Below are 18,837 nucleotides of genomic sequence, written 5' to 3'. Positions count from 1 at the left end.
AGATCGAATCCAGCAGCGCTGCGCGACCTGCCGCGCGGGCGATAGTATGCACACAAAATGGGCGAAGATTGTATAAAGTTTCGCCTGTGATTGGATACAGCTCGTCGATTACCATTCGAGACCGAACGTCGCCGACCAAACCCTCAAACCCAACCCTCGAACGAATGGCCGCCAAATCCCGCCCGAAATCCGATGCGCCCGACGTGAGCGATCGCGTCAGCCGGATCAGGGAAGGCGTGACTGCGGCGATCCTCGAGCATCGCCTGCTACCGGGCACCAAGCTCGGCGAAGACGAGATCGGCGAGATCTATGGCGCGAGCCGCACGCTGGTCCGTACCGCGCTGCAGCAGCTCGCGCATGAGGGCATCGTCAACATCGAGAAGAACCGTGGCGCCTTCGTCGCGCGCCCGACGCCTGCGGATGCCCGCGAGGTGTTCGAAGCGCGCCGCCTGATCGAGCCCACCATCGTCGATCACGCCTGCGAAGCCGTCTCGCCCGCATGGATCAATCGTCTCCAGCAACATCTCGCCGAAGAGCGTGAGGCGGAATTGCGCGGCGATGCGCGCGCGTCAGTTCGGCTCTCTGGCGAATTTCACCGTCTCATCGCCGAGATGAGCGGTCACAGCATCTATCTCGGCTTTCTGAAGGAGCTGATCGCGCGCTCTTCGCTGATCATCCTGCTCTATCGCCGTCACGACACGCCGGCCTGCGGCACCGATCATCATGCCGAGATCGTCACCGCGATCCGCAAGCGCGACAAGCAGGCTGCGCGCTCGCAGATGCTGTCGCATCTGAACGAGATCGAGGCCGAGCTGTTCCTGAAGGATCCCGCCGCCGACGAGCTGCGGCTCGCCGACGTGCTGGGCGCGTAAGCGAACCGCACCGGTCGGCTAGGACAGCGAAGATCCTTCGTTGCGCCTGATGATCTTCAGCACCAGCAGAACAGCGCCAATGACCAGCAGAAGCACGCCGATGAACGTCGTGCCGCCGGATTCAAAGGTCACGCCGACCGCGGTCAGCAGGCATCCGATAATGATTGCGAAGAGTCCGCCGAGTTTCTTGATGAGCAGGACGGGACCATCAGTCGTTTGTGCCACCATGTTACGCCTCACCGCTTGCTGCGCGCCTTGGGCTTGAAGCCCACCGCTCGCCCCATTGGTCTCCTGGCGCGCAGATCGCCCGATCGTACGCCTGTCAGCTTCGGTTGCAATCTTGCGTTGTCTGGAGGCTGTGCGCGCTGCTCGATTTTGACGAGAGTTTGATGTAAGCGAGGCAGCCTCGCTTACTCATTTGTCGAAGCGTCCCAAACAAATGCCTCTTGAGATGTATTTCCATTGGAGGCGTATGGCTGAATTGCAAAATCGCCCTATAGTTGCAAATTGACTCTGGTAGGACAGGAGCATCAACTTACCGTCGCGCGGAGAGTTCTGGATCTGTTTCGGCCACAGTCGAATCCGTTCCACGGAGTAGTGCAATGGCGTCGCATTCGGCAGTCGAAGAGCGGGAGCCGGCCTATGTCTCGACCGGCCACCTGCCGGCCCCAGACACTGTGCAGTCGCTGGTCAACGAGGCGCAGCGGCGCTTCAAATCAAATCGCGATGGCGAGAACTCGCAGGTCTATCCTGCGCTTGCCCGGGTGCCGAGCGAGTTGTTCGGCGTCTGCGTGGTCGGCACCGGCGGGCACGTCTATGGCGCCGGCGACGTCGACTACGAATTCTCGATCATGAGCGTGTCGAAGCCGTTCCTGTTCGCGCTGGTCTGTGAGACCATCGGACCCGAGGAAGCGCGCGCGAAGCTCGGCGCCAACGCGACCGGTCTTCCGTTCAATTCGCTTGCCGCAATCGAGCAGGGTAGCGGCCGTACCAATCCGATGGTCAACGCCGGCGCGATCGCGACGACGAGCCTTGCGCCGGGCGCGACTGCCGAAGCGCGGTGGTCATTCATCCACGACGGATTGTCGCGCTTTGCCGGCCGCACGCTGCCGCTCAACGAAGAGGTCTATACGTCGGCGTCGCAGACCAATTTCCGCAACCGCAGCATCGCGCGGCTGCTGGAGAGCTACGACCGCATCTATTGCGACGCCAAGGAAGCGACTGATCTCTACACGCGGCAGTGCTCGCTCAACGTGAGCGCCCGCGATCTCGCTGTGATGGGAGCGACGTTGGCCGATGGCGGCGTCAACCCGGTCACCAAGCAGCGTGTCGTCGATGCCGCGGTCTGCCATTACGCGCTCGCCGTCATGATCACCGCCGGGCTGTATGAGACGTCGGGCGACTGGCTCTACGATATTGGGCTGCCCGGCAAGAGCGGGATCGGCGGCGGCATCGTCGCGGTGTCGCCGGGCAAGGGAGGCTTCGGCACCTTCGCCCCGCCGCTCGACGCAGCCGGCAACAGCGTGCGGGGACAGCTTGCGGCAAAATTCCTGTCGCAGCGGCTGGGAATGGATCTGTTCGTATCGCAACCGGAACAATGAATGCGCAAAAAAGATCGGCGGGCCCGCAGGCCTGACTGATCGCAACGCTAACCAAGCCGGAGGGACGTCATGGTCACGCAGACAATGTCGATCGGCGGCATTCACCAGGAGGAGCGCGCGTCATGGGTTCCCATGATCGCGATTGCGCTGGGCCAGATGATCATGTCGTTCAATGTCGCTTCGCTGCCAGTGGCGATGGGCGGAATGGTCGCGAGTTTCGGTGTGCCGCCAACGACCGTCGCGACGGGCATCGTGGCGTATTCGATGCTGGTCGCCGGTTTTGTGATGCTCGGCGCCAAGCTTGCCCAGCGCTTTGGTGCGTTGCGGGTTTTTCGCGGCGCAGTGGTGCTGTTCTTCATCTCGCAAATCATGATGACCTTCAGTCCGTCGGCTTCCGTCATGATCTCTGCGCAGGCGCTCTGTGGCGCGGCGGGATCGGTGATCGTGCCCTCGCTGGTTGCGCTGATTGCCGAGAATTATGCAGGCAAGCAGCAGGCAACCGCACTTGGTGCACTTGGTTCGGCACGCGCTGCGGCCGGCGTTCTGGCCTTCATCATCGGTGGCGTGCTCGGAACTTATATCGGCTGGCGGCCGACGTTCGGCGTTCTGATTGCGGCGTCCGCCATCGCGTTCCTGTTGAGCTTCCGTCTGAAGCCCGATCACGGCCGGCCGGATGTGGAGATCGATCTCGTCGGCGTCGTGCTCGCCGCGAGTGCGATTGTCCTTATCAGTTTCGGCTTCAACAATCTCAACGGATGGGGCCTTGCGGTTGCGACGGCGAATGCGCCGTTCGATCTCGTCGGTCTTTCGCCCGCGCCGGTCATGATCGTACTCGGAATCGTGCTGGGCCAGGCCTTCCTGATGTGGACGCACCGGCGGCAGGCCGCCGGCAAGACGCCGCTGCTGGCGCTTGCGGTGATCGACTCTCCCGAAGAACGCTGCGCCGTCTATTCGCTGTTCGCGGTGGTGGCGCTCGAGGCGGCCTTGAATTTCACCGTGCCGCTCTACATCCAGATCGTGCAGGGGCGCACGCCACTCGCGACCGCGATCGCGATGATGCCGTTCAACCTCACCGTCTTCTTCGCGGCAATGCTGATCGTCAATGTCTACGACCGGCTTACACCGCGCCAGATCGGTCGCTACGGCTTCGCCTTCTGCACCGTCGGGCTGGCCTGGCTCGCCTTCGTCGTGCACAACGACTGGAGCGAGGTTCCGGTGCTGTTCGGGCTCGTCCTGTTCGGCATCGGTCAGGGCTCGCTGGTGACATTGTTGTTCAACGTCCTGGTGACGTCGTCGCCGAAGATACTCGCCGGCGACGTCGGGTCCCTGCGCGGGACGACGCAGAACCTGGCTTCCGCGGTCGGAACGGCCGTGGCCGGCGCGCTGATGGTCGGCCTGCTCAGCACGATTGCGCTCGGCAAGATCACGGCGAGCCCGGTGCTGACGCCGGAGCTGCAAGCCCAGGTCGATCTCGACAACATCACCTTCGTCAGCAACGACCGTCTGCTCAGCGTTCTGGAACGCACGAACGGATCGCCGCAACAGGTCGCCGAAGCCGTGCGCGTGAATACCGAAGCGCGGCTGCGTGCGCTGAAGATTGGACTGCTCTTCATGGCGGGCCTCGCACTGATCGCGATCATCCCGGCCGGGCGGCTGCCGGATTATCTGCCGGGTGAGATTCCGAGTGATGAGTCGGCTGCAAAGACGTGAGTTCAGAGGGCAGGGGACTTTGTGAAGGAGAGTCCTATGCATGAGATCGATCGCCGCGATGCGCTGCGAACGCTGTTCGGCGGCGTTATCCTGGCGGGCGCAGGAGCAAGCATTTGGTCAGGGGACGCCGAGGCTCTGCCTGAGGCATCGCCGGCCGATCATTCTGCCTCCGGCGCGCGTGATCCTGCCGGCCAAACCTACGCGCAAGGTGCCGGTCCGTCGTCGGCGTCACCCCACCGCCCATCGCCTCGGCCACCACACCGTCCACCGCATCGACCGCCACATCGACCGCCGCACCGGCCACCGCCGCGGCATCGGAAGCGCCGGCGCTGGGTGTGCTGGTGGCATCGCGGTCGGCGCCATTGCGGCTGGCGCTGGAGATAATCAAGGGAGAAGGTCATGACGACTTACGATCATGGTGCGCCCATGGGCGCGACCGGCCTGCCGCAGCCACGCCGCTGGGTCTGCGTGCTCCTGGGTCTCTTCATGGTGTTCACGGGGCTGATGGTGCTGGGCGATGTTGCCTTCTTTACCGTGATCAGCGCGCTGTTCATCGGCTGGATGGCGATTGCCACCGGCGCCTTCGAGGTCTTCCACGCGTTCTGGACCAAGGGCTGGGGCGGCTTTGTCTGGCAGGTGGTGCTTGGCGTTCTCTACATCGCCTTCGGCATCGTGCTCATCAGCCAGCCGCTGACCGGCGCGCTGCTGCTGACCTATGCGCTTGGCCTTGCACTCCTGATCTCCGGAATAGTCCGCATCCTGATCGGCATCGGCCGCTGGCAGCAGGGCGGCGGCATCATGTTGGCGTCCGGACTGTTCGGCGTGCTCGCCGGTCTGGTCATTCTCACCGGCTTTCCGATGACAGGGCTCTGGGTGTTGGGCATGCTGCTCGGCATTGATCTGCTGTCGCACGGCATCGGCTGGCTGACCATTGCCTGGCGGCCTGTCGGAGCCGCCGCGTAGCGGCACCTCAGCGCGGAGATCGAACATGTCGGGATTGAGTATGCGGGCCGGCCTCGCGGTGCTGCTCGCGATGATTGTCTGCAGCGCATCGCCCGCGGCCGGCCAGCAGGACTCGACCGTCCTGTTCCGCAACGTCAGGATCTTTGACGGCAGGAACGCGACGCTCTCGGCCGCATCCAATGTCCTCGTCAGGGACGGCAAGATCGAGAAGATCTCGACCACGGACATCACCGCGACCAGCCAGATCATCGCCGGCGGCGGCCGTGTGCTGATGCCGGGGCTGATCGACGCGCATTGGCACGCCATGCTGGTGCGCCCGTCGCCGACGGCGGCTCTTGCAGGCGATATCGGCTACAACAATCTGCTCGCCGCCAGCGAAGCGACCGCAACGCTGATGCGCGGCTTCACCACCATACGCGACATGGGTGGGCCGACCTTTGGCCTGAAGCAGGCCATTGACGAGGACCTCGTTGCCGGTCCGCGCATTTATCCGTCCGGCGCCATCATCACCATCACCGGCGGTCACGGCGACTTCCGCCAGCTCTCCGATCTGCCGCGCACCATCGGCGGCATGCTCAGCCGCATGGAGCGGATCGGCGGCAGCATGGTTGCCGACAGTCCCGACGAGGTGCGCGTGCGTGCCCGCGAGCAGCTGATGCAGGGGGCCTCGCAGGTCAAGCTCACCGCGGGCGGCGGCGTCGCATCCCCGTTCAGCCCGCTCGACGTCTCTACCTTCACCGAGCCCGAGCTGCGCGCCGCCGTCGAGGCCGCCGACAATTGGGGCACCTACGTCGCCACGCACGCCTATACGCCGGTCGCGATCCAGCGCTCCATCGCCGCCGGCGTGAAATGCATCGAGCACGGTCACCTCATGGACGAGGCCAGCGCAAAGCTGATGGCGGAGAAGGGGATCTGGCTGAGCACACAGCCGTTCCTGGATATGTCGGCTGGCGCCGGGCTCGGGCCTTCGGAGCAGGACAAGTTGCGGCAGGTCGTTGCCGGCACCGACCGTGTCTATGAGTTGGCAAAGAAATACCACCTCAAGACCGCTTTCGGCACCGACGTCCTGTTCTCGCAGGCGCTGGCGGAGAAGCAGGGCTCGATGCTGGCCGCGCTGACGCGCTGGTACACGCCGGCCGAAGCGCTGGTCATGGCGACGTCGACCAACGCGGAACTGCTGAGCCTGTCGGGCCTGCGCAATCCTTATCCCGGCAAGCTCGGTGTGGTCGAGGAGGGCGCGCTCGCCGATCTCCTGCTGGTCGATGGCAATCCGCTTGACGACATCACCCTCGTTGCGGATCCCGCGAAGAGTTTTGTGGTGATCATGAAGGACGGCAAGGTCTACAAGAACATCCTGCCGCGCTGACGAAGGCGCGCGTCGTTTGCACGTCGCGGCCTTACAGGCCCAAAAAAGTTGCGGCCAGCCATTGGGGGATGGCTGGCCGCGCGCGAACCGGTCTGGGACGGGGAGGGGTGGGGATGTGACCGGGTCGCGTAACTCGTTGTCTCGTTCCTACTGATCTCTTGCGCTGGCGGTGGAGACCGCCGGCTTGGTATCGCCGAGCGACACCCAGACATTGGGATCGGCCTGCGACTGGCGCTTGACGAAGCGGTAGCCGGTCTCCGTCCAGGCAACGACGCTCTCGTTCTGATTGTCGAGAACGAACTCGCCCTTGTCGGTCTTCACCGTCAGCACCGCGTGTCCTTCGCCCTTCTTGTCACGCACGACGGTGATGAGCAGGGCCTCACGCGGCCAACCGGCATCAATCAGCATCTTGCGCTTCAACAGCACGTAGTCTTCACAGTCGCCGTAACCGTCGGTCGGCAGCGACCACTTCTCGATCACGCCCCAGTGCTCCTGGTCGGTCAAAGGCTTGATGGTCTCGTTGACCCAGCGATTGACCTTGGTCAGATCGCGCCACGCGGTCTGCGACATCACGATGTCGCGCGGCTGCGTCGGCCCGCCCTGACACTGAGCGGCATTCTCTGCACAAAACTCGACCCAGCCGATCGGCGCACGCGTGGTGTCGCCGAGGCTCGCGTAGAGCAGACGGCTTTCACCGGCCTGCGCTGCAGCGCTGATCCCGAAGAGCATGGCAGCAAGTGCCAGTGCCTTCCCCCGTCCCCTGAAGTCCAACATTGCGGCCCCCGTTTCTTGTTGGGACCACATTTCGCATGGAGCTTTTGAGTTGCCGCTAAGTCGGCCAAGTCAAGTCGAGACGAATACAAGTAAAAGGCGCGGTGAATTCGATCTATACTTGAAGATAATTCGAGTAAAATTTGAGAATACTGCAATTGATTCAAATTTTAGGGATTAACGCGGAAACGCTGGCGGAACCGACGTTTCAGCGCGCGAACAGGTCGTGCGTTAACCCGCGTCAGGCCGCAGCCAGACGCGAAAAAGGCGGCGTCCGGATCACGGAAGCCGCCTTTGAGGCCTGGAAAACAGGGGTTTTGGCGAGCTCTCGCTTTACCGAGCGGTAACGCTCTCTTCGAGTGTCTCGATCGGCTGCGAGTGCAGGAACTCCAGCGCGAAGCCGTCTTCGAGGTTTCGGACCACGCGGCCCTGGACCCGGCCGAGCATCACCGTCGATTTCAGTGGCGGGCGGTTCTCGGCCGCGATGGCCGCGCCGGACAATGAGAGGTCGATGATGCGGCAGGTCATCTTGGTGCCGTCCTCGAGCGTCAGCACCGCGATCGGGTTGCGCGGCACGATACGGTCGTGGCGGCGATCTTCCGGCAGGTTGAGAATGTCGCGGTTGGCGAGCCAGGTCAGCTGGGCGGCGAGCTTGTCGCGCTTGCGCGGCGTCGCGCCGACCGTCATGGCAAAGCCGTTGTCGATGATCCGGGTGATCTTGCCTTCGACGCGGCCGATATGGTCGAGATAGGCGACCACGCGGTCGCCGACATTGCCGATGCCGGGCGCCAGCAGCGCCAGCCCGCCGGGCGACATGTTGATCACCTGGCAGGGGAATTCACGGCGATCCGGCAGCATGTAACGGCCGAGCAGGTGCACCTTCACCCGCTGGAAACGCCGACGTTCCTCGGCGGCCGGAAGAAATTTTTTGTTCGCCAACGCCATTTTCACTACCCGACCCCCCGCCCGGGCGGAGTCCGGCACGACCCTAAGGTGCATAGGGTTAATGCCGCGTTATGATTTGGCGCGACGAATACGCACCGACACAATGCGTTCGAAAAGCCACATCAAGGGCGGGCAGGCCAATACCGTCAGCGCGCCGAGGTCGAGCGCGACCGCCGCCGTCCCCGCCGATTTGGCCAGCCGCCCGGCCACCGCCGGCCCCAGCATCATCGCGGCATAGAAGAGGGTGTAAAACACGCCCATCCCGATCGCCCGGGTCTCCGGCACGAGCACGCGGGCGGCCAGGCTCATGATCGGGCCGGCCGGATGGCCGCCGATCAGGCCGATCAGGACCAGAATCGTGATGACGGCGTCGGACCGGCTCAACCAGGCCAGCAGGGCGGCCACCAGGAGGCTGGCGGTGATCACCAATATAAAGGGGTGCTTGAAACGATCGGCGAGGTACCCGCCGGCCGGCACCGAAACCACCGACAGCCACATCACGACGCTGATCGCCGAGCCTGCCGCGGCGATGCTCCAGCCGCGTTCGGCGAGCAAGGCGGGGCCGAACGAGAAGATCATGGCGAAGCCGACATTAAAGAGGCCCCAGATCAGGCCCGCGACGATCACCGCGAGCAGCGCGAGCGGATCGAGACGGGCAGAGCCCGCGGCGCTGACCGTTGCGCCCGGTGGCGGCTGATAGAACATGATCAGCGCAACACCGATCGCGCTCAGCGCGCCCGTCGCTGCGAATACGGCGCCCGCGCCATAGGCGGTGCCGATCGCCGGCAGCACCAGCAGCGAGATCGCAACGCCCGCCGGCCAGGAGTTGACGAAGATCGCCATTGCGGTGGCGATCTCCTTCCCCGCGAACCAGTCGGTGCCCATCTTGGTGAGCTGCACCGTCAGCAGCACGCCGCCGGCGCCGGAGACCAGCCGGCCCGCCATCTGCAAGCCCCAGATCTCGGTGGTGGCCATCACCAGGCTGCCGGCCGTCATCAGCAGCAGCGCGGCGATCGTGGTCGGTTTGTCGCCGAGGGTGCGGCCGATCGCGCCGCCCGGCAGCGCCAGCACGACACCCGGCGTGAAATAGAGCCCGATCAGGATGCCGATGTCGGCGAGCCCGACACCGAATGTCTTGCTGAGCAGCGGCGCGACGGCCGCCACGCTCTGGAACTGGAACGCGATGGTGAGGCGAACGACGAACAGGATCGCAAGAATGGTCCAGCGATTGCGCAATGCCTGATCTCCCCCGCCCGCTGATCGAGCGTGCGGTGGGGAGGGACGAGAGTCAACCGACAGTCTTCCTCGCCGCGCGCTGATACAGCAACAGCAGCAGCATCAGCAGCACTGCGGCCGATAGTCCCAGTGACCAGTGAATGCCGATCGCGGCACCAAAGACGCCGACGGTGATGCCGCTGAACGCCCTCATGCCAAGTCCCGCCATATTGTAGAGACCTACGACGCGGCCGCGGATATCGGCCGGCGCATTCAACTGCACCAGCGCCTGCGCCATGGTGTTGAACGACAGCTCGAAGAAGCCGGCAAAGAACAGCAGCACGATCGCGACCGGATAGATCCGCACCGCGGCGAAGCCGAGCAGCGCGACGCTCCACAGCGTTGCCAGCAGGATCGCGGTGCGCGGCGTGCCTTTCAACCGTCCCCAGGATTCCAGCGCGATGCCGGCGAGCAGCGCGCCGGCGGCATCGGCCGCGAGCAGCACGCTGTAGGAGACGCCGGGATCGCCATGGCCGAGATCGCCGGCAAAGCCCGGCATCTGCGCGTGATAGGCGTTGCCGATCATGAAGGAGGTGAGGCCGGCGAGCCATGTCATGGCGGTGAGCACCGGCTGGGAGCCGATGGCGCGCATTGTCAGCAGGATGTCAGCAAAGCCGCGCACGGCGAAGCGCCGCACGGCCATGCTGCTGTCGCGCACCGGCGCCCAGAACAGCCACAGCAGCATCGGCAGATAGAACAGCGTGTTGAAGATGATGCCGTGCGAGGTGCCGAGCGTCAGCATGATGAGCCCGCCCACCGCAGGCCCGACCAGGATGCCGAGATAGCGCGCCATCGCGTTCAGCCGCACCGCGCTCGGAAGGTCGGCAGGACCCACGAGATCGTAGAGCAGCAGCTGGTTCGGCGTTTGCCACAGCACGCCGGCGCAACCATGGATCACCAGCAGCAGCATCGCGTGCCACATCTGGATGGTGTCGGTGATGAAGAAGAAGCCCCAGCCGGCCGAGGCCACGATGAACAGCAGCATGCCGCACTGGATGATGCGGCGCGGATCGAACCGGTCGGCGAGCCCGCCGACCACGACCGAGAACAGCAGGAACGGCAGCCAGTGCGACAGCACCGCAAAACCGCCCAGCGTCGGCGAGTGGAATTTCTGGAACACCACCCAGTAGCTGATCACATGCTCGATATTGTCCGCCATCATCGCCAGCACGTAAGCGATGAACTGGAGCCGGTAGGGCACGGACTTCATCGCCGCGAACGAGCCAGACGCAGCCACGGGATTTTGGGGGAGGGGGTTCAAGGGGGCACCTGGGTGGGGACTGCTCGGGCCTTACACGTTCGACGGCGGGCGCTCAAGACACTTGGATGTGCTCAGGCATCTGCCATGCACTGTCGCCACACACACCGCCGTCATCCTGAGGTGCGAGCGAAGCGAGCCTCGAAGGATGAGCCGCAAGCGCTCGCGGCCCATCCTTCGAGGCTCGCCTTGCTTCGCAAGACGAGCACCTCAGGATGACGGCGGAGTTTGTCGCGGCGATGTAGCCAGGAGACTACGCAAGCGACTTCACATACACCCCATACGGCACGCCCAGAATATCCGGCGCCTCGCGAACCCAGACAAATCCCATGCGCTGATACATCGGCAGCGCGACCGTCATGATCGGCGTCGTGTGGAGCGCGATGACGCTCGCCTGATCACGCTCAGCGCGGCGCAGGCATTCCTCCGTCAATCGCCGGCCGATACCTTTGCCGCGTGCAGCGGGGTCGACCACCAGCATGCGGATGATCGGCCAGGCCGGCTCGAAGAAGGCCGGCTTCGGCGCCTTCGGGCCGACATAGGCCACGGCGCCGACGATCTGGCCGTCATGTTCGGCGAGGATGATCTCGCCGGTTCTCGCGAGCGTCGGCATTTTTGCGACATGGGTGTTGAACAACGGCCAGTCGGAATAGTGCTGCTCGAACTCGGCGAATGCGGCGAGCGCGACGCGTATGATCGCTTCGGCATCGTCGTCGCGATAATCACGCAGCATCGGCGTTGTCCCCGAACTATCGCAGCTTGGCACGACCGCGCATCTCACATACGCTTCGCCCCACGCCCGCACCCATCAATCATAACAGACGGGCCCCGAGGAAACAGCCATGGAACAGATCCGCGTCTGCACCCACGCCGGACCGGGCTCGGAGCCCGTGATCAAGACCGTGCCGTGGCCGAAGGTCGGCCGCAAGGGTGCGCTGATCAAGATCGGCGCGTGCGGCGTCTGCGGCACGGATTTGCATATCCTGAAAGGCCATTGGCCGAAGCCGCTGCCCTGGCCGTTCACGCTTGGCCATGAGATCGGCGGCGTCATCGTCGAATGCGGTGACGAGTTCACCGAGGATTTCATGAGCAAGCCGCTCAAGGTCGGATCGAAGGTGATGATCCCGCCGCTGATGCCCTGCGGCAAATGCTATTACTGCATTCACTATCCGCAGACCGCCAACAAATGCCTGACGCCGGTCTATTACGGCCGCTATCTCGGCTTCGACAAGGCGCCGCACATGTGGGGCGGCTGGGCCGAATATGTCTATGTCGATCTCGACATGCTTCCGGGCACCAAGATTTACAAGCTGCCCGACGACATGTCGCTGCGCCTTGGCGCGCTGTCGGAGCCGCTGACCTCCTGCATCCGCGCCTTCAACCGCGCGACCCGCGCCGGCGGGTTCACCTGGGCCGACACGGTGGTGATCCAGGGCTCCGGCCCGATCGGCATTTTGGCGGTTGCGGCGGCACGCGAGATGGGAGCAGGGCGCGTCATCTGCGTCGGCGCGCCGGAAGAGCCGCGCCTCAAGCTGGCGCGCGAGTTCGGCGCGGAAGCGACGGTCAATATCGAGGAGATCAAATCACCGCAGGAGCGCATCGCGCGCGTGCGCGAGATCGTCGGCGGCTTTGGTGCTGATCTGGTGATGGATTGCTCGGGCCACCCGACCGCGGGGCCCGAGGGCATCGAGATGCTGCGCGACGGCGGCACCTATGTCGAGATGGGCCAGTTCACCGACGCCGGCTCGATCGAGACATCCTGGCACCGCATCTGCACCAAGGACCTCAACGTGCTGGGATCCTGGGGCTTCACCGGCAACGATCTGCCGCTCGGCGTCGACATGCTCTATCGCACGCGGGACAAATATCCCTGGCTGAAAATGCAGACGATCTATCCGTTCACGGAGGAGGGCGTCTCGCAAGCCGTAAAGGACGCGATGGCGATGAAGACGGTGAAGTCGACCATCGTGCCGTGGCCGGACTTGGTGGAGTAGACGATGTCGTCCATTCCGCCCGATCTCGCGGCATTTCTGGTCGAAGCCAAGCGGCGCACCTATGCAGGCCTCGATGACGACGCGACCGTGGCCGCGCCGCTGCTCGCCGGCTCAAAGCAGCTCGATCACCGTGCGCCGCCTTACGCTTATCGCGATATCTATTTCGGGATGGGATTTTTCGTTGGGCAGGAAACCGTGTCGCGCGACGATCGCGTCATCTGGTCGATGAGCTACAGCGGAGGCGTGGGCGCAGAGATCAAGGAGCGGGACAGTTTTCTCGCCGTCTACAAATTCCTGCGCCAGGCGCTGCTGGGCGTCAGCGTCGAGGAGCCCGTTCGAGGACCGCGCCGGTTTGAGCAGGCCGGCATGATCTATCGCAACGAGGCCGAGGGCGCGCTCGATCGCTTCCATGGCATCGAGACGATCGCGCGGCATGATGGCGCATCGCTTTACGAACTGCGGTATAGTGGCGGCTTGTTGCGATGAATCTGGAGATCCACGCCGAGATCTAATCAGGGCAGGGCAACTGCCCCAAAAGTTCCACAGGGAATCCGCGACTTATTCACGTCGCGGTGAAACTTAGGCCAAGGTTCCGGCTTTCAGTTCGCGGGAGAGTCATTGTGAAGCGAATCCTGAAGCCCATCACCTACATCCTGGCTGCCATCTACTTTCTGGTGGATGCGGTGTTCATGGCCGTGGCGCGGCCGATCTCGCGCTGGCTTTCGCGGCATTTCGAATTCAAGCGGCTGCGCGCCTGGATCAAGTCGCTGCCGCCTTATCCGTCGCTCGCGCTGTTCTCCGTGCCAGTGATCATCCTGGAGCCGATCAAGCCGGTGGCCGCGTACCTCGTCGCGACCGGGCAGTTCCTGAGCGGCGTAGCGGCGTTCATCGGTTGCGAGCTGCTCAAGCTCGTGCTGGTCGAGCGCCTGTTCCACCTCACGCGCGACAAGCTGATGCGAATTCCGGCGTTCGCCTGGGTCTACGGGAAGTTTTCCGAGATGAAGGCATGGCTGCAGGCGACCGAGGCCTGGCGCGCCATCCGCGCCTTGAGCCGTGCGGCAAAAGATTTTGTGGTGCGGACCAAGGCAAGGCTGGCCGGCGGTGTCAGCAGGCTGGTGGCCTCAAGGGATTAGCACCGCACTTGCTACGCGAGCTTGCGCGCTGCCGCGGTGGCCTTGTCGCCTGTGTTCGGCGTGCCCGAGGGCTCAATGAGCACCAGGTGAACCTCCTCGCGGGCCACCGGGCGGTGTTCGACACCCTTGGGCACCACATAGAGCTCGCCCGGTCCGAGCGTCACGGTGCGGTCCCGCAACTCGATGTCGAGCGTGCCCTTCAGCACGAGAAAGAAATCGTCGGTGTCGTCGTGCTTGTGCCAGGTGAACTCTCCCTTCACCTTCACCACCATCACGTCGCAATCGTTGAAGGTCGTGACCGTGCGCGGCGACCAGAAATCTTGAAAGGTCGCGAGCTTGTCGGCAAGCGATATGCTGTCGGCCATATTTCACCCCATGTGCGTTCCCGTGACGCAAGATGGGATCGGACAGCCGGCGCGACAAGACGTGTATCCATCAGCCCATCGATTTCGCTTCTCTGCGATTCGAGGCGGCATCAAAGTCACTCGTTCTTCACCACCGTTACGCCCACCACTTTCGTGCCCTCCAGCTCACGGACGATACGTTGGTCCGGCCCCACAATGCCGAGATCGAACTCGTGCTCCGGCGTGACCAAAATCATGCGCTGGCCGATGATCACGAGCACCGTCATGTCGTTGTGCTCGCCTTCGACGGCCCAGGTGCGGATATCGGTGGCGTAAGGCTCCTTGCGCCAGGCGTTGGGAGACCCCGGGTCGCAGCGGATCTCGACGCCGTCGTCCGACGTGGTCACGACCAGCTTCGAGCGGCTCGGCTTCCAGCGTTCGTCGAGGAGCTCGTTGACGAGCCAGAGGCAGGCGAATTCCTTACATTCGGCAGGCCGGTCGGCGTAGATCGCGCAACCGCGGCCGGGCTTGCAATGCGCGCACCAGCTGCCGGCCGGCTTGGCGAGCGCCTCGATCGCCATGACCTTGCAGCAGAGCGTGCAGTCGCCGCACCGACGTTCGCCCGCCGAGGTCATTCATGCATCCCTGGTACGCCCGACCGCGCGCAATCTAGGCGAGATGACCGCAAAAATCCGCCGTTCCGGCCCAAAAGTGCGCTGAAGGGGCTAAAGCGCGCCAAAAGTGCGGGGTTGAGCATCCCGGCCTTGTTCACCCTGTCGCCAATGCCATGCATCAAAGCCATGGTGATTTAGCCGCTTCTGGCGTAAAGAGCCTCCAAATCAAAATCATCATGGGTGTGACCGGGCCTTCTGCAGTGACTGCAGCGTCGGGCCCCTCGGCTTTCCGTTCCGCGCCCCCGGACCAACCAAGGTTTTCCATTCCGTGTCCTTTCCGGCCCTGACCCCGCCGCTCGCCCGTGCCTTGGCTGAGCGCAATTACGATTCCCCGACCCCCGTTCAGCTCGCCGTGCTCGGCGAGGATGCGGTCGACCGCGACCTCCTGGTGTCGGCCCAGACCGGCTCGGGCAAGACCGTCGCTTACGGTTTGGCCATGGCCAAGGATTTGCTCGATGGCGCCGAGCAGTTCGAGCAGGCCGGAGCACCTCTGGCTTTGATCGTCGCGCCGACCCGCGAGCTCGCCTTGCAGGTCCAGCGCGAGCTGACATGGCTCTATGCGCAAGCGCGCGCGCGCGTCGTCTCCTGCGTCGGCGGCATGGACCCGCGCCGCGAGCAGCGCGAGCTGGCCGCGGGCGCCCATATCGTCGTCGGCACGCCCGGCCGCCTGTGCGATCATCTGCGACGCGGCCGCCTCGACATCTCCGAATTGAAGGTCGTCGTTCTCGACGAGGCCGACGAGATGCTCAATCTCGGCTTTCGCGAGGACATGGAGTTCATCCTCGAGACCACGCCGGAGACGCGCCGCACGCTGCTGTTCTCGGCGACGTTCCCGCGCGGCATCGTGGCACTGGCAAAACAGTACCAGCAGGACGCGTTCCGGATCGAGGTCGCCGGCGACGAGGGCGGTCACGCCGACATCGAGTATCGCGCCATCCGGGTCGCTCCCGGCGATGTCGAGCATGCGGCCGTCAACGTGCTGCGCTTCTACGAGGCGCCGAGCGCGCTGGTGTTCTGCAACACGCGCGATGCCGTCAGGCATTTGCAGGCGGCGCTGCTGGAGCGCGGTTTCTCCGTGGTCGCTCTGTCAGGCGAGTTGACGCAGAACGAGCGCACTCTGGCGCTCCAGTCGCTCAGAGACGGGCGCGCCCGCGTTTGCGTCGCGACCGACGTTGCCGCCCGCGGTATCGATCTGCCGAGCCTCGACCTCGTCATTCATGCCGACCTGCCGAACGACCCCGAGGTGATGCAGCATCGCTCCGGCCGAACCGGGCGCGCGGGCCGCAAGGGGACAAGCGTCCTCCTGGTGCCGCCAGCGCGACGGCGTCGCGCCGAGCTGCTGCTCAATCTCTCGGGTACCGACGCGGTCTGGGGTACGGCGCCGCAGGCGGATGAGATCCGCAAGCTCGATCATGAGCGCATGAAGGACGTGTTGTTCACCGAGGAGACGACCGCCGACGATCTCGAGCTGGCGAAGGCCCTGCTGGCCGAGCGGTCGGCCGAGGATATCGCCGCAGCGCTGGCGCGGCTCTATCGGGCGCGACTGCCGTCGCCTGAAGACATCATCGATCCCGGTGAGCGAAGCAGCCGGCCGCGCGATGAGCGTCATCGTGACGATCGCACATCGCGCGACGATCGAAGGCCGCGTGACGACGACCGGTCCGAGAGGCCTCGCGCCAAATCGGGCAAAAAGCATGTGATGGCGGAGCCCACGGTCTGGTTCCGCGCAGCCATCGGCCGCCGCAAGAATGCGGAAGCGCGCTGGCTGTTGCCGATGATCTGCCGCCGTGGCGGCATCGACAAGCGCGATATCGGCGCGATCAAGATCTCGGACACCACCACCGAGTTCGAGATCTCCGAGCGTGTCGCCGAGTCCTTCGCCGCCAAGGTCAAGCGTCCGGACAAGGAAGACAGCATCCGCATCGAGCCGATGACGGGCGCGCCGCAAGAGCAGGCACCTGCGGAGAAGCGCTCACGCGCTCCGCAGCGCGATGAAGGGGACGACGATCATGTTGTCCGCCGCAGTGACGATCCCTGGAACGCGAAGGGGCCGAAGCCTCACGACAGGCCGCGCGGAAAGCCGGAAGCCAGGCACCAGGGTAAGCCGCAGGCCAAGCCCCACGGTAAGCCTCACGACGGCGACAAATTCGGCAAGCCGGCGTTTGGGAAGAAGAACAAGAAATTCGGAAACAAATCGGGTGACGCCAAATATGCGCCGTCCGTCACCGAATGGCCGGGTGCTGCCGGGAAGAAGAACAAGAAGAAGCACCGCGGCTGAGCGGCCGACCGTCAGCGCAGACAGCGATGATGCCGCCGGGTTGCACCGGCGACATCATCTGAAAAGCAAAGTGTGAGCTCAGCGACCTCCGCCGCCGCCACCACCACCACCACCACCACCGCCGCCACCGCCACCGCCACCACCGCCGCCACCGCCACCGCCACCGCCGCCGCCACCGCCGCCACCACCGCCTCCGCCGGCGTTATTCATCGCGGAGCTGTAACGCGAATCGATCTGCTTCATGTAGGTCGGCGACGTATCGCGGTTGCGGCGGGTGATGGGGGGCGGTGCAGGGGGCTGCGGTTGGAGGTTGATGACGCCGCAGCTTTCGAAGAAGGGAACGTCGCAGCGATAGGTGCGGAGCTGCAGCGCGTTGGCGCTGGTTGCGGTGAACGCGGTCGTCGCCGCGAGTGCAATCAACGCCACGCCAGGCAATGTGAGTTTCATGGGAGTTCTCCAGCCTCTGTTCGGCGAGACCGGAAGGGCTCGCACAGGTCTTCGACGACGGCTGGTGGAAATCGGTTCGGGGATCGGCTTCACGCCCGCGTGAGGCCGACTGCGCGGAGAGGGCGGCTATTGGGCGAGTTCGCGTAGCATGTAGGTCGCGCCCGCGCCGTAGGACGAGAGTTTGTCGCGCAGCGCCGCATCCGGCACGACGCCTCGGAAGCCGAGATGCTCCCACAGAGGTCGCGTGGTGTAGACCGAGACCAGCGCAAGCGTCGTGATGCCTGATGATCGCGCGAGCTGTTCGATCTCCACGACATAAGCGCGCGTCGTGCCGCCGCGGAAGTCGGGGAGCACGGCGACATCGTGCACATAGAGACAGTCTGCAGCATCGGGCAATCGCTCGAGGAATCCGTCGAGCGGTGGAATCTGTTGCTGCATCCAGGGATGCGCGAGGCCGTAGCCTGCGATCTCGTCGCCTGCAGCGAGCACGCAACAGCCATCCGGATAAAGCCGCATCTTTTCCGCGAACACGTCCGGGCGCTCGGGGAGATCGGGATGAATGCGCGCTGCGATCGCGCTGATCGCGGCGAGGTCGCCGGCGTGCGCGCGGCGCCAGTGCGGCTTGCTCATCTTGCTTGTTCCGTATCAACCATCGCGATTTATTCCGCCGCGCTGATGTGCGCAGCCAAAAATATCTTTGCTGCCGTCTCAGGAATATGAGTTGTCGCGCGGCGTCCTACCTCGTGCAAGCCAATTGCATGACAGGAGAGACCATGACGACATCCTCGATCCGCCTCGCGCTGACGCTCGCCGCAACGCTCGCGATGACCTCGGCCGCCTTCGCGGCGCCGCCGACCAAGACCGGCAAGACCGACAAGGGTAACGTGCTCACCGACGCCAAGGGCATGTCGCTCTATACCTTCGACAAGGACATGGACGGCAAGTCGGCCTGCAACGGCCCGTGTGCGACAAACTGGCCGGCGCTGAAGGCCGAGGCCAGCGACGCCGCCGGCGACGGCTATACCATCATCACCCGCGACGATGGCTCCAAGCAGTGGGCCCACAAGGGCAAGCCGCTCTACACCTTCGCCAAGGACACCAAGCCCGGTGATGTCACCGGCGACGGCTTCCTGAACGGCGCCTGGCATCTGGCGATGCCGTAAGCGATCTCGAAGACGCGCGGGGCGGGTTGTACCATGCAGCCTG

At 64.4% G+C, this 18,837-nt stretch carries 20 protein-coding genes; 10 read left to right on the top strand and 10 right to left on the bottom strand.

All coding sequences use genetic code 11. The features are described from left to right. The first annotated feature begins 164 nt into the window (after positions 1 to 164). On the top strand, positions 165 to 872 hold the full coding sequence (locus NLM31_RS27740) for a GntR family transcriptional regulator (RefSeq protein ID WP_254132352.1): 708 nt from the start codon (positions 165 to 167) through the stop codon (positions 870 to 872). 18 nt (positions 873 to 890) lie between these two features. Here the strand turns inward: NLM31_RS27740 and NLM31_RS27735 are convergent, their stop codons facing one another. Further along, entirely contained in the window at positions 891 to 1,100 is a 210-nt protein-coding gene (locus NLM31_RS27735; RefSeq protein ID WP_254132351.1) for a hypothetical protein, read from the bottom strand. A 374-nt stretch (positions 1,101 to 1,474) separates the two neighbouring features. Here NLM31_RS27735 and glsA point away from each other — a divergent pair, with 374 nt between their 5' ends. The 4 genes from glsA to NLM31_RS27715 all read left to right on the top strand — a co-directional run bounded on the left by glsA (position 1,475) and on the right by NLM31_RS27715 (position 6,512). Further along, positions 1,475 to 2,473, top strand: a complete 999-nt coding sequence (gene glsA / locus NLM31_RS27730; protein WP_254194312.1) for a glutaminase A — start codon at positions 1,475 to 1,477, stop codon at positions 2,471 to 2,473. Between the two features lie 69 nt (positions 2,474 to 2,542). Next, entirely contained in the window at positions 2,543 to 4,183 is a 1,641-nt protein-coding gene (locus tag NLM31_RS27725; RefSeq protein WP_254194311.1) for an MFS transporter, read from the top strand. A 399-nt stretch (positions 4,184 to 4,582) separates the two neighbouring features. Then, positions 4,583 to 5,146 carry an HdeD family acid-resistance protein gene (locus tag NLM31_RS27720; RefSeq protein WP_254194310.1) on the top strand — a complete coding sequence of 188 codons (564 nt, stop codon included), beginning with the start codon at positions 4,583 to 4,585 and terminating at the stop codon, positions 5,144 to 5,146. Positions 5,147 to 5,171: 25 nt separating this feature from the next. Then, the gene (locus NLM31_RS27715) at positions 5,172 to 6,512 is read left to right on the top strand and encodes an amidohydrolase family protein (RefSeq protein WP_254194309.1); all 1,341 of its coding nucleotides are present in this window, start codon (positions 5,172 to 5,174) and stop codon (positions 6,510 to 6,512) included. Between the two features lie 147 nt (positions 6,513 to 6,659). On the opposite strand, the gene NLM31_RS27710 is transcribed toward NLM31_RS27715, so the two are convergent. From NLM31_RS27710 to NLM31_RS27690, 5 genes are all read right to left on the bottom strand, one after another. Beyond that, on the bottom strand, positions 6,660 to 7,286 hold the full coding sequence (locus NLM31_RS27710; protein WP_254132346.1) for a transglutaminase-like cysteine peptidase: 627 nt from the start codon (positions 7,284 to 7,286) through the stop codon (positions 6,660 to 6,662). Between the two features lie 330 nt (positions 7,287 to 7,616). Beyond that, positions 7,617 to 8,228 carry a PilZ domain-containing protein gene (locus NLM31_RS27705; protein ID WP_212331855.1) on the bottom strand — a complete coding sequence of 204 codons (612 nt, stop codon included), beginning with the start codon at positions 8,226 to 8,228 and terminating at the stop codon, positions 7,617 to 7,619. 69 nt (positions 8,229 to 8,297) lie between these two features. Beyond that, entirely contained in the window at positions 8,298 to 9,464 is a 1,167-nt protein-coding gene (locus tag NLM31_RS27700; RefSeq protein WP_254194308.1) for a CynX/NimT family MFS transporter, read from the bottom strand. A 52-nt stretch (positions 9,465 to 9,516) separates the two neighbouring features. After that, entirely contained in the window at positions 9,517 to 10,764 is a 1,248-nt protein-coding gene (locus tag NLM31_RS27695; protein ID WP_256561737.1) for an MFS transporter, read from the bottom strand. A gap of 250 nt (positions 10,765 to 11,014) precedes the next feature. Beyond that, positions 11,015 to 11,494 carry a GNAT family N-acetyltransferase gene (locus NLM31_RS27690; protein ID WP_254194307.1) on the bottom strand — a complete coding sequence of 160 codons (480 nt, stop codon included), beginning with the start codon at positions 11,492 to 11,494 and terminating at the stop codon, positions 11,015 to 11,017. Positions 11,495 to 11,603: 109 nt separating this feature from the next. On the opposite strand from NLM31_RS27690, the gene NLM31_RS27685 reads away from it, so the two are divergent. The 3 genes from NLM31_RS27685 (at position 11,604) to NLM31_RS27675 (ending at position 13,888) form a co-directional block, all read left to right on the top strand. Then, positions 11,604 to 12,755 carry a zinc-binding dehydrogenase gene (locus NLM31_RS27685; protein ID WP_254132342.1) on the top strand — a complete coding sequence of 384 codons (1,152 nt, stop codon included), beginning with the start codon at positions 11,604 to 11,606 and terminating at the stop codon, positions 12,753 to 12,755. Between the two features lie 3 nt (positions 12,756 to 12,758). Beyond that, positions 12,759 to 13,241 carry a DUF5680 domain-containing protein gene (locus NLM31_RS27680; RefSeq protein ID WP_254194306.1) on the top strand — a complete coding sequence of 161 codons (483 nt, stop codon included), beginning with the start codon at positions 12,759 to 12,761 and terminating at the stop codon, positions 13,239 to 13,241. Between the two features lie 134 nt (positions 13,242 to 13,375). Next, positions 13,376 to 13,888 carry a hypothetical protein gene (locus NLM31_RS27675; RefSeq protein ID WP_254194305.1) on the top strand — a complete coding sequence of 171 codons (513 nt, stop codon included), beginning with the start codon at positions 13,376 to 13,378 and terminating at the stop codon, positions 13,886 to 13,888. An 11-nt stretch (positions 13,889 to 13,899) separates the two neighbouring features. Here NLM31_RS27675 and NLM31_RS27670 read toward each other — a convergent pair whose 3' ends face one another. Next, complete coding sequence (locus tag NLM31_RS27670; RefSeq protein ID WP_254194304.1) at positions 13,900 to 14,253, bottom strand: cupin domain-containing protein; 354 nt, start codon at positions 14,251 to 14,253, stop codon at positions 13,900 to 13,902. Between the two features lie 116 nt (positions 14,254 to 14,369). Next, entirely contained in the window at positions 14,370 to 14,867 is a 498-nt protein-coding gene (locus tag NLM31_RS27665; protein ID WP_254194303.1) for a hypothetical protein, read from the bottom strand. Between the two features lie 307 nt (positions 14,868 to 15,174). On the opposite strand from NLM31_RS27665, the gene NLM31_RS27660 reads away from it, so the two are divergent. Next, positions 15,175 to 17,184: a DEAD/DEAH box helicase gene (locus NLM31_RS27660; RefSeq protein WP_254132336.1), complete on the top strand. Its 2,010-nt coding sequence runs from the start codon at positions 15,175 to 15,177 to the stop codon at positions 17,182 to 17,184. 78 nt (positions 17,185 to 17,262) lie between these two features. Here the strand turns inward: NLM31_RS27660 and NLM31_RS27655 are convergent, their stop codons facing one another. Both NLM31_RS27655 and NLM31_RS27650 read right to left on the bottom strand, forming a co-directional pair. Next, positions 17,263 to 17,631, bottom strand: a complete 369-nt coding sequence (locus NLM31_RS27655) for a hypothetical protein (protein ID WP_309143707.1) — start codon at positions 17,629 to 17,631, stop codon at positions 17,263 to 17,265. A 126-nt stretch (positions 17,632 to 17,757) separates the two neighbouring features. Next, positions 17,758 to 18,261, bottom strand: coding sequence for a GNAT family N-acetyltransferase (locus NLM31_RS27650; RefSeq protein ID WP_254194302.1), 504 nt, complete (start codon positions 18,259 to 18,261; stop codon positions 17,758 to 17,760). A gap of 143 nt (positions 18,262 to 18,404) precedes the next feature. Here NLM31_RS27650 and NLM31_RS27645 point away from each other — a divergent pair, with 143 nt between their 5' ends. Beyond that, the gene (locus NLM31_RS27645) at positions 18,405 to 18,794 is read left to right on the top strand and encodes a hypothetical protein (protein WP_254132333.1); all 390 of its coding nucleotides are present in this window, start codon (positions 18,405 to 18,407) and stop codon (positions 18,792 to 18,794) included. Positions 18,795 to 18,837: the final 43 nt, after the last annotated feature.

Source organism: Bradyrhizobium sp. CCGUVB4N (assembly GCF_024199945.1).
Lineage (GTDB): Bacteria > Pseudomonadota > Alphaproteobacteria > Rhizobiales > Xanthobacteraceae > Bradyrhizobium.
Note: the sequence above shows the minus strand (reverse complement) of the source record. Positions and strands in the feature narration are given on the sequence as shown.